Raw genomic sequence first — 10,873 nt, 5'->3', positions numbered from 1 at the left:
GCTCGGGTGCTGGCTGGTGAGGTCAAGCCGTGGCGGGCGCGTCGGATCGCGCAGGCCACTGGCGGGTTGAGCAGGCTGGCGGCGGGGTTCGTGGATCGTGAGATCGCTGCGGCGGCGGACCGGGTCAGTGGCCATCAGTTGGAGGGGTTGATCGCGACCGCGATGGCCCGTCATGACAGCGAGCTGGCCGAGCAGGTGGCGGCCGAGCGGGCCGAGCAGCGGGGGGTGCAGATCCGTCTGGACCAGACCGGTCTGGCCGGGTTGACCGAGGTCAGTGGCTGGGTGGATCTGCCGGATGCGTTGGATCTGGAGGCGGCGCTGTCGCACTCGGCGCAGCAGCTGGCTGCGTGGGGATCAGCCGACCCGTTGAACGTGCGCCGCGCCCGCGCGCTGGGTGAGCTCGCCCGCGAACACCTGACCTTCCAAGGTCAACCAGTCACCGGTAGCAGCAGCGACGACCACGCCGACCACGCCGACGACACCGCCGACGGCCAGGCCTGCGACGCCGGTACTGGTGGCCACGGTGGGGTGCGCGTGCGGTCCCGGCGGCAGGTGGTGCTCTACGTGCACCTGACCGATGCCGCGATCTACGACATGCTCAGCCGCGGCCCCGCCAACACCGGGCACCCCGGCATCAGCCCCAGCGGCAGCCGCGGTGGCGCTGCTCCCGAAGGCGGCGACAGCGCTGCTCCCGATAGCGGCGACAGTGCGGGTTGCGGTGTCAACGGCGAGGGGTGGCGGGTGCCGGTGTGGGTGGGGCGGGTGGAGAACACCGCGACCCCGATCACCGCCGAGACCATCCGGGCCTGGTGCGCTGACCCGCACACCCGGGTTGCGGTGCGGCCGGTGCTGGACCTGAACGGTTACCAGCAGGCCGATTCCTATGAGGTCCCGGGTCGGATCAAGGAACAGCTCCGGTTACGTGATGGCACCTGTGTCTTCCCGAACTGCCGCGCCAAGGCGCTGTACTGCCAGGACGATCATGTCGAGCCCTACGACCACGCCGATCCCGAGGCCGGTGGTCGGACCGAGACCACGAACCTGCGGTTGTTGTGTCAACGCCATCACAACCTCAAGACCCACCACGGGTTCCGCTACCTCATCCTGACAAACGGGGCGGTGCTGTGGCGCACACCCCACGGCCTACGCATCCGCCGCAACCGCGACGGCACCGTCGACTACCTCACCCGACACCAAGCACGCCACCGACCAGACACCGACGACGGCGATGACAGTGGCGTGGAGGCCGGACACCAGGTCGAGACCACCACAGCCGCTGGTGGCCGCCGGCGAGGCATCCCCGGACTGGACGCCCTCGACGGGCTCGCGAACCATGAACTCCATGGACAGCGTCGAGGGTCGCGGCACTCTCGACGACCTCGGCCCACCACCCTTCTGAACCACCCGCCCCCAACCCCGCCACCCCACCGGAGGCGGGGACATCGGGCTGTCCACGATCGGGCATCAGGCTGACGGAGCCCACGTCAGGCGGTGGCGGGGGCAGCGGGATGTCGGAGCCAAGCCATCAGGCGGTAGCGGGGACACGGGGCATGTCAGCGCGGCTCCGAGACCACCGGATGATCCACGGCGTCGTGGCGGGCAGGTAGTCCACTGACCCGCGGTCCAGAGCGGCTCTTCAGCCCTGAGGACCACCACACCCGACTTGTGCTGGGCGGCGTCAGTCGATGGTCGTGATTGCGTGCACGGGCACGTCCGCCGGGATGCGGGAACGTCCGCCGAGGGCAGCGAGCTCCATCGCCACCACGACGGCGGTCACCACACCACCCGCTCGACGCACCAGCTCCACCGCCGCGGCGGCGGTGCCGCCGGTCGCCAGCACGTCGTCGACGACCACCACCCGCGAGCCCTCCCCGACATCAGCCGGCTGCAGCTCCAGCGAGGCGGTGCCGTACTCGAGCTGGTACCCCTGCACCAGCAGGGCCTCGGTCCCGGTACCGGGCAGCTTTCCAGGCTTGCGCAGCGGCAGCACGCCGCCGCCCCCGGCCACGGCGGCCGCCGCTCCCAGCAGGAACCCGCGAGCCTCGAGGGCCGCATACAGGTCGGCGTCGCCACCCAGGGCAGCGATGGCCTCGGCGATCACGCCCAGCGAGTCGGCATGGCACAGCACCGGGGTCAGGTCCCGGAACAGCACGCCGGGCGAAGGAAAGTCCGGCGTCAGCCGGGTGCGTTCGATGATCATGGCGGCAGCCCGCTCGACCACCTCGGCCACGCTCACCTCGCTCATGCCACGGTCGCGGTCGCGGTGGTCAGCAGCGGGGCCAGCGCGGCGCTGAGGCGCTCACCCATCAGGCGATAGCCGACCTCGTCCGGGTGCAGCTCGTCGGGGAGCAGCCCGAGATCCCTTTCACCGATGATGCTGGGCCCGTCGATCAGGTGGAGACGGTCGTCGTCGGTCGCGTCGACGACCTCGCCGATCGTCTCGCGCATCCACTCCAGCGTCACACCCACCGGGTTCGGGGTGCGCTCCCGGGGCGGCGAGAGGATCGGGCTGATGACGGCGATCGGCGCTCCCGGGTGCGCCTCGCGCACCTGGTCGATCAGCCCGGCCACCTGCGGCCCGAACGTCCGGGTCGACAGCGAGGCCGCACCCGCGATGTTGATGCCCAGGCACAGACTGACGATGTCGGCCGGGATCGCCGCGATCGTGCGGGACGCCACCGGGTCGATGTGGCACTGACCACCGAAGCCGAGGCAGGTGAGGTCCCAGTCGAGCGCCCGCGCCACCACCGCCGGCCAGGTCTCGCTCGGACCCGCCGCGGCGCTGCACTGCGTGATCGACGATCCGTAGGTGGTCCAGCGGGCCGCGGCCGCGGGCGCCGCCCGCAACACCGAGCCCGGCAGCCGCAGCGACCGCAGCCACAGCTCGCCGACCTGCGGCAGCCACACCTGCACCCGGTGCTCGCCCGCCGGCAGCGGCACGCTCACCCGGACGGTCCCCGGCTCGATGTCGACCCGCTGGTGGAGCTCGCCGTCCACGAGCACGTCGATGCGGCGCTCCCGATCGAGGTCGATCGTGTAATCGCCGTCGAGCTCGAGCACCCCCGCGTCCGCGACGACGTCGAGGCGCACTCCGGCCGCCTCACGCGCCTTGGCCAGCAGCTCCGGCGCGAACGCCCTCCCGACCAGCGAGGGGAGCAGCCGCCACGCTCGGAACGCGCCGTCGCGCTCCTCCCAGCCCGCGGCGCCGCGCCAGGCCTCGGGACGGACATCCGGTCTCAGCTCCGTGGTCACGGTCGTCAAAACTACCGCTCAGGCGGCGCTGTGGCGCCCACGCGGCTGCGCCCGTCCGTCGTGCAGCTCGAGCACCCGGTCGGCGCGACTCATCAGCAGCGGGTCGTGCGTGGAGACCACGGCGGCCAGCCCTCGCTCGTGCACCAGGGTCGAGAGCAGGTCCATGATGGTCGCCGCGGTCGCGGAGTCGAGCTGTCCGGTCGGCTCGTCGGCGATGAGGATCTCCGGCTCGGACACCAGCGCGCGGGCGATGCCGACCCGCTGCTGCTGGCCGCCGGACAGCTCGTACGGGCGCTGGTTGGCGTGCGGCGCCAGTCCCACCAGGTCGAGCGCCTCCGCCACGCGTCGCTCACGGTCCAGGCCGGGCGTCGCCACCAGCCGCAACGGCACCTCGACGTTCTCGGCCGCCGAGAGCACCGGGATCAGACCGAACGACTGGAAGATGTAGGACAGCCGGGTCCGGCGCACCTCGAGCAGCTGCGGCTCGGACATCGCCGTCAGCTCCGTCTCGCCGAGCCAGACCTCGCCCGACGTCGGCGTGTCCAGCCCGCCCAGCAGGTTCAGCAGGGTCGTCTTGCCCGAGCCGGACGGTCCGCGCACCACGAGCAGCTCGCCGGGACGCACCTCCAGGCTCACCTCGGTGAGCGCATGGACGTCGCCCGACGGCGTGGTGAACACCCTGGTCAGGTCGCGCCCGCTCAGCGCGGCTGGGTTCGTCATCGCTCCTGCTCCTCCTCGGAGGGCTCGCCGGCGCCCCCGGTTCCCGGCTGGTCCTGGCGCGCATCCCGCCACACGGCCGCGTGGTCGGGCTCGAGCGTCAGGCGCACCCGGTCCTTCAGGTCGAGGGCGCCGACGAACTCCTGGGGCAGCTGCATCCGGCCCACGCGGTCGAGCACCGCGAACTCCTCGGCGATGTGGCGCTCGGTGCCGTGCTCGTCGGTCTCACGCCGCCGCAGCACCTCGGTCGAGGTGCGGCCGTCGCGGATCTGCACCGTGCGGCGCACGTGCTCGGAGACGGTGGGGTCGTGGGTGACGATCAGCACGGTGACGCCGGTCTCGGCGTTGACGGTGCGCATCATCTCCAGCACCTCGGCGCTGGTCGCCTCGTCCAGCTCACCCGTGGGTTCGTCGGCGAGCAGCACCTGCGGGGAGTTGGCGACGGCGACCGCGATCGCCGTGCGCTGCTGCTCGCCTCCCGACATGGCCGCCGGGCGCCGGTCGCGGCAGTGGCCCACCCCGAGCATCTCCAGCAGCGCGTCGGCTCGCGCGGAGATGGCCCCGGGCTTCTCGCGCCCGGCCAGCGCCATCGGCAGCGCGATGTTCTCGTGGGCGGTCAGGTACGGCAGCAGGTTGCGCGAGGTCTGCTGCCACACGAACCCCACGGTGTGCCGCTGGTAGCTCACGCGGCGCCGGCCCCGCAGCGTCAGCAGGTCGACGCCCGCCACCGATGCTTTGCCCGCCGTCGGCGTGTCGAGCCCGGACAGGATCGTCAGCAACGTCGACTTGCCGGAGCCGGACGCCCCGACGATCGCGACGAGGTCGCCCGCCTCGACGTGCAGGTTCAGACCCTGCAGGGCCTGCACCTCGATGCCGTCGGCGGCGTAGATGCGCACGACGTCCTCGCACACGATCTCGCCTCCGGTCACCCGGGCGGCGCCCTGCTGGGCCGCGCCGCTCGTGGCCGCCTCTGATGTGCTCATGTCGCGTCTCCGATGCGCAGTACGGACAGGGACAGTCTGCGGGCCACCGCGCTGGCGAGGCGCAGGGTCAGACCGATGACGAGGACGACGCCGGCCAGCACGAGGGCGAGCCGCCCCCAGTCGTAGACGACCGGCGGCGAGGCGAGACCGGTGAACACCGACAGGTCGACCGTGGCGACGACCAGGTGGGGGAGGGCCAGCCCGAGGGCGGTGCCCGCCAGCAGCGCCACCACAGCCAGCGGGACGAGCTCCCAGGAGACGAGCCGACGCGCGTCGCGGCCACCGAGCCCCAGCGTGCGCAGCACCGCGACCAGTCGGCCACGGTCGGGTGCCGCGAGCACCAGCGCCAGCACGAGGGCCATCACGCACTGCAGCACACTGAGGACCAGCGCGACCACGAACCCTCGCTGCATCGACTTCGCCGTGGGCGAGGACAGGAACGCGGACTCCTGCGCCACCGAGGTGGTGATCGTTCCCTGGTCCTGCACGATCGCGGTGATCTCGGCGACCGCGGCGTCGACGTCCGCCCCGGGCTCCAGGTCGACCAGCAGCAGCCGTGGCACGAGGTTCTGCCCGGTCACCTCGCGCAGCAGGTCCAGATCCACCACGGCCCACAACGTCCCCTCGGCGACTCCGGCCGCAGCCTCCCTGGTCCCGAGCGAGGTGACCGGCACGACGGAGCTCATCCGGATGCTCAGCGGGTCGCCGTCGGCCTCCAGCGAGGCGAGGGCGCTCGAGAGCACGACCGGGACGGCGTCACCCTCGGCCACGTCCATGCCGGACGGCAGAGCGAGCGACCCGTCGACGTCGCTCTGCACCCCCTGCAGCGCCGCGGTGTCGACGGCGTACAACGTCACCTGCCGTGTCGTCGTGCCGGCCGTGATCTGGGTCTGCGGCTGGCTGAACACGCGCGCGGTGCCGGCCACGCCGGCCACGGCCTCGATGTCGGCGACGACGTCGTCGTCGTAGGCGGGTCCCGCGAGCCGCACGTCGGCCCCCGTCGCCGCCAAGGTGCTCTCGGAGACACCACCCGTGAGCGTGGTGAGCATCGTCGTCGAGAAGACCGCGATCGACGTCGCCACCAGCAGCGCGAGCATCGGCACCAGACCGGCCCCGGACTCCCGGATCGCCCGCGCCGAGCCCAAGAAGCCGGCGAGCCCGCGCCGGCGCCGCGCCGCCGCGTGCACCAGCCGCATCGGGTAGGGGAACAACCGCGTGGCCAGCACCGCGGTGGCGAGCGAGATCAGCAGCGGCGTCGCGGTGGCGAGCGGGTCGACCGACGCGGTCGTCGTCGCCTGCAGGCCCCGGCTCAGCAGCAGGTACAGCGCCCCTGCTGCGACCGCGACGACGAGAACCTCCGCCACCCATCGCCATCGGCTGCTCGACCGGGTGGACAGGTCCTGGCGCTGCGTGCGCAGGTTCGGCAGCCGCTCCGCAGCCAGGAACGCCGCGGGCGCCGACGCGGCGAGAGCGGGGAGCGCGTAGTCGCCGAGCTGCACCGACCCGCGCACGAGCAGCGTCGCCACGGCGGCGCCGACGAGAGCCGCCGGGACACCGAGCGCGAGCCCCTCGGCCGCGAGCGCGCCGCGGATCTGCCACGGCGAGCCGCCACGTGCGCTGGCGAGCGCCAGCGTGGCGCGGCGGCGCGAGACCGACAACCGGGTGGCGAGCGCGAGCAGCGCGAAGACCACCCCCACCGGGCCGGCGGCGACGAGGGTCAGCACCGCGGCGGTGCCGCGCTGGGAGGTGAGGGAGGCGTCCAGCACCCCGATGAGCGCCGTCTCGAGCCTGACGTTGACGCCTCCGAAGGACTGGTCGCCCAGCGACAGGTCGCGGGCGACGATCTCGCGGAGATCGTCCAGCAGCGCCGGAGCGTTCTCGGCGCCCGCGGCCACGGGCACCCAGACGTCGGTGGTCGGGCTCAGGTTGCTGAGCTGCAGCAGCCCCATGGTGTCGGGGTCCACGTAGAGCGTGCCGATGGCGAAGTCGCCGACGTCGGGGTCGTTGATGATCAGCGGCGTCAGCCCGTTGGCCTGATGGAGCCAGTAGGGGTCGTCGGGATCGGTGGCCTCGAACAGGCCGGTGACCACGGCTCGCGCGTCTGCGGCGTCGACCATCAGCTGCAGGCCGGTGAGGTCAAGCTCCTCGCCGAGCGTGACCCCGATCCGTTCGGCGGTGGCGACCGACAGCGCGACCGGGATCGGGTCGGAGGGCTGCGGCCCCTCGTCGGTGCCGAGACCGGGGATGGTCCACGCTCCCGGCACCTCGCCGTCGACGAACTCGACGTGCTCGGGGAGGGTGCGGCTCGCGCGGAACGCGAGGCCGCGATCGGCGAGCTCGTCAGGCTTCTCGGTCGCTGCCGAGAACGAGACACCGAGGGGCACGGGCAGCCCCGCGGTGATCATCAGCTCCGGGTCGCCGACGAGCGGCCGGAGCGTGGGACCGGCCACCTCGAGGAGGGCAGCCGCCTGGTCGGCGACGTCGTCGAACGTCTCACCGCCCCACGGGCTCATCGGCCAGCCCCCGACCTGTCGGCCGGTGAGGGCGCGCGCGGTGACCGGCGTCTCGTCGATCCGGAAGTTCACCTCGTCGGTGAAGGTGGCCCGCGACACCCGGGGCCAGGCCGTGAACAGCCCGGCGGCGACGGCGACGATGAGGACGATGACGATCGAGGCCCCGATCGAGCTGGTCGCCTGGCGCAGCAGCAACCGCAGCCTCATCGGATCTCCTCCCGCCAGGTCGTGTCGCGGGCCTGGGCTCGCACCCGAGCCCCGTACCAGAGCGCGACGGCGGCCACCACGAGCCCGACCGTCGTGATCACCGCCACCCCCGGGAGCCAGTCGAAGGTGAGGCGCAACGGCACCGCGCCCGAGACCTGCGGCGCCGTCGACCGGATCAGCGGCACCATGATGACGGCGCTGAGCAGCCAGCCCGCGAGCACACCGGCGACGACGGCGCCGAGCTCGAGGCCCAGGAGCTCGCGGGTGCGTGAGCGTCCCTGCTGGGCCGCGCCGACGCCGACCGCGCGCAGCACCACCACCTCGCCGCGCCGCCCCGCAGCCTGCGTCATCGCGACCGCGACGATCGCCGGGAGCGCGAGCAGCAGCGCACAGCCGGCCGCGATCCAGTAGACCGTGCGCGCCGGCGCCGCGACCGTGTCGGTGACGCCCTCACCCGTGGCGACCACCTCGGTCCGCGGCGGCAGCGCCTCCCGGAGCGCCTCGGCGAGGTCGGCCGGTCCACGATCGCCGCCGTCGACCCAGACCTGGGTGATCGAGGGAACCTCGGGGCTGGAGCGCAGCAGCGTGTTCTGCACCGAGCCGAGGTCGGCGAGCGCGGCCGCGGCGTCGGGGTTGCCGGGAACGACCGGCATGGTGCCGACCTGCTCGACGCGTACCGGGATCGTGCCGATCTGGACGTCGGTGCCGTCGGGCCGGATCTGGTCGTCCCACCCGCCCGTCGTGACGACCGGGAGCGTCAGCGGTGCGTCGGAGCTCGGCATGAACCGCTGCACGGAGGGCGAGATCAGCTGGGGGAAGGTGCCCGAGGTCAGGTCACCGGCGAAGCTCCCGCTGAACGCCATGGTGCCTTCGCTGGTGAACGGTTCGCCTGCGGCCGGGGTCGGCAGCACCGCCGGGTCCCAGACGAGGTCGCTGGGGCCGAGCAGGTCCGTGCCGTCAGCGCTGACGGAGTCGACCGACACGGTCCAGCTGGTCGGGTTGTGGCTGGCCTCCATCAGCGTGTCCACCGCGACGACGCGCCACGTCCCGGGCGGCACCGGGGTCTCGAGCTGCGCCGACACGGGGCGGCCGCGCGCCGGGTCCTCGACGACGAGCATCTCGCCGGTCTCCTCGTCCCGGTCGATCTGGTCGCCTGCCACGACCCGGGTCGACCCGAGGTCGAGCCTGATCAGCTCGGACCCCTGCAGGAGCCAGACCCGGACCGCGACGGTGCGCTGGCGGTGGACGTCGTCCTGGCCGTCGGCGGCCGCCGTGACACCGAGAGCGAGCGTGGTCGCGTCCCGAGGCAGCTCCAGGCCGGGCAGCGGGTCGGTGGCAGGCGTCAGCAGCCGGGTCACCGGGTCGAGCAGCTCGCCGGGGGCGGAGGATACGCCGATGTCGGTCATGGGGAGCGCGGTCAGCTGACCGACCGTCTCGTCGACGCGTACGGCGCCCTGCAGCACGCCGGTCGCGTCGGCCCCCACGCCCGCGGCCGCCAGCACCTCCGACACGCCTCGGGGCCGTGCGGTGACGATGCCCCCGGCGGTCTCCACCCGCGCGTCGGCACCGACCGAGACCTGGGCGGATGCGGAGCGCAGCGCCTGCCAGGTGCCGGCGTAGCCGCTGGCGATCGTCGCGATGGCCGCCGCCAGCACCACCAGCACCACCGGCACGGCGTTGACGGTGATGCGCCGCGACGACTGCCGCAGCTCGGTGACCGGCGAGAATCCGGGACGAGCGGACATCAGGGCCGCGAGCCCGCGGGTGAGCGGCCCGGCTGCCGTGACCGTGACGAGCGCGACGGCGATCAGCGCGAGCGCGGGCGCCCCCACGGCCACCAGGTCGATCTGGCGGGTGCCCGGCACGAGCGGGGAGCCGTTGCGCGTGAACCGCCACAGCGCGAACGCCGCGAGCGCCGTCACGAGCACGAGCGCGCTCCCAGCCAGGGCGTTCGTCGCACGCCCGCTCTCGCCCTCCGGGTGCAGCCCGGTCAGCGCCGCACGCGCCACGGCGGTGGTCATCACGACCAGCACGGCGAGCGCCACGGCCACGGCGACCGCGACCGTCGTCCCGAGGTCGAAGCCTGCGCGCCCGAAGAAACCGGCCACGACCGCGGCGCCGCCGATCAGCGCGCCGCACGCGATCACGGCGGCCTCGGCCGCGCCGAACCCGGCGATCTGGCTCGGCGCGGCACCGCGGGAGAGCAGCACGAGCGTCTCCCGCTCCCGGATCGCCCCGAGCAGCCGCGTGATCTGCCACAGCGCCACCAGCGAGACCAGCGCGACGACCAGCAACGGGATCGCGCTCGAGGCCCGGACCGAGGCGAGCCCCTCGCGGGCGTCGGCGAGCGTCGTCGTCAGGGTGCCCGAGGTCGTGACGCCCCGGACGGTCAGCCCCGCCTCGTCGAGAGCGTCCGGCACCCGGGGAAGGTCGCGCAGCCATGCGTCGAGCGCCTCCGGGGTCAGCTCGGCGCCCGGCGTGACCACCCAGCGCACGAACGGGGTCACGGCCAGCGGCTCCAGCGTCTGCGCGGTGACGACCCACGGCCCGTAGGCGTCGATCTCGAGGGGATCGGTCCCGTCCGTCAGCGTCGGGTCACCCGCCCAGTGCGTGTCATCGGGGTCGTCGGGCAGCCAGAGCCCGACGACGGTCAGCTCCGCACCGGTCTCCTCGGCACTGATGCCGATGACGTCCCCGACGGCGATCCCCAGCGTCTGCGCGGCACCGGCGTGGACCGCGGTCTCGTTCGGGGCGCCGGGCCACCCACCCGCGGAGAGCGTGGCGTGCTCGGCGATCGCGTCGTCGACCAGCAGGATCGCCCGCTCTTCCGATCCCACGAGCGGCATCGGCGGCGTCCGGGTGCTGCTCCAGAGGATGGCGTCCCCAGGCAACAGGTCGGTGATGACCGCGGTGGCAGCGGCGCGCTGTGCGTCGGGGTCCGTGGCGACGCGGGTCTGCACCTGCAGCACGCGGGCAGCGGGCGGGGAGCCCGTGATCGCGTCACGGACGCCCGCGGTCGAGGACACGTCGAGATAGGCCAGCGTGCCGGCCAGGGCGAGCACGACGAGCGCCGACATCGCCGTCAGCAGCGCGACCAGGCCCGCGCGGGCGCGCGAACGACGCCACGCGTACCCACTGGTGCGCAAGCCGCGGCCTCCGTTCCCCCTGCCTCGAGATCACACGGTAGTGGAAGCCGCTATC

Annotated in this window: 7 protein-coding genes; 1 reads left to right on the top strand and 6 read right to left on the bottom strand. The window is 73.4% G+C overall.

Annotated elements, in window-relative coordinates; genetic code table 11:
• The coding region (locus GPA04_RS20975) for an HNH endonuclease signature motif containing protein (protein WP_162458529.1) at positions 1-1,473 on the top strand (1,473 nt) is incomplete at its 5' end.
• 205 nt (positions 1,474-1,678) lie between these two features.
• Here GPA04_RS20975 and GPA04_RS05600 read toward each other — a convergent pair.
• Genes GPA04_RS05600 through GPA04_RS05575 form a run of 6 tightly spaced genes read right to left on the bottom strand, consistent with a single transcriptional unit; the run spans position 1,679 to position 10,818 of the window.
• On the bottom strand, positions 1,679-2,245 hold the full coding sequence (locus GPA04_RS05600; RefSeq protein ID WP_156223068.1) for an adenine phosphoribosyltransferase: 567 nt from the start codon (positions 2,243-2,245) through the stop codon (positions 1,679-1,681).
• Positions 2,242-3,252, bottom strand: a complete 1,011-nt coding sequence (locus GPA04_RS05595; protein WP_156223067.1) for a GDSL-type esterase/lipase family protein — start codon at positions 3,250-3,252, stop codon at positions 2,242-2,244. The genes GPA04_RS05600 and GPA04_RS05595 overlap by 4 nt, the downstream gene beginning before the upstream one ends.
• 18 nt (positions 3,253-3,270) lie before the next feature.
• Entirely contained in the window at positions 3,271-3,972 is a 702-nt protein-coding gene (locus GPA04_RS05590; protein ID WP_156223066.1) for an ABC transporter ATP-binding protein, read from the bottom strand.
• Positions 3,969-4,952 (bottom strand): ABC transporter ATP-binding protein, encoded by a 984-nt coding sequence (locus GPA04_RS05585; RefSeq protein WP_156223065.1) that lies wholly within the window; start codon positions 4,950-4,952, stop codon positions 3,969-3,971. The genes GPA04_RS05590 and GPA04_RS05585 overlap by 4 nt, the downstream gene beginning before the upstream one ends.
• Positions 4,949-7,672: an ABC transporter permease gene (locus GPA04_RS05580; RefSeq protein ID WP_156223064.1), complete on the bottom strand. Its 2,724-nt coding sequence runs from the start codon at positions 7,670-7,672 to the stop codon at positions 4,949-4,951. Before GPA04_RS05580 ends, GPA04_RS05585 begins: the two co-directional genes overlap by 4 nt.
• Positions 7,669-10,818, bottom strand: coding sequence for an FtsX-like permease family protein (locus tag GPA04_RS05575; RefSeq protein ID WP_156223063.1), 3,150 nt, complete (start codon positions 10,816-10,818; stop codon positions 7,669-7,671). The genes GPA04_RS05580 and GPA04_RS05575 overlap by 4 nt, the downstream gene beginning before the upstream one ends.
• Between the last annotated feature and the right edge of the window lie 55 nt (positions 10,819-10,873).

The organism is Pseudactinotalea suaedae (genome assembly GCF_009733815.1).
Taxonomy (GTDB): domain Bacteria; phylum Actinomycetota; class Actinomycetes; order Actinomycetales; family Beutenbergiaceae; genus Pseudactinotalea; species Pseudactinotalea suaedae.
The sequence above is the reverse complement of the archived record's forward strand: the minus strand, read 5'-3'. Positions and strand labels throughout refer to the sequence as shown.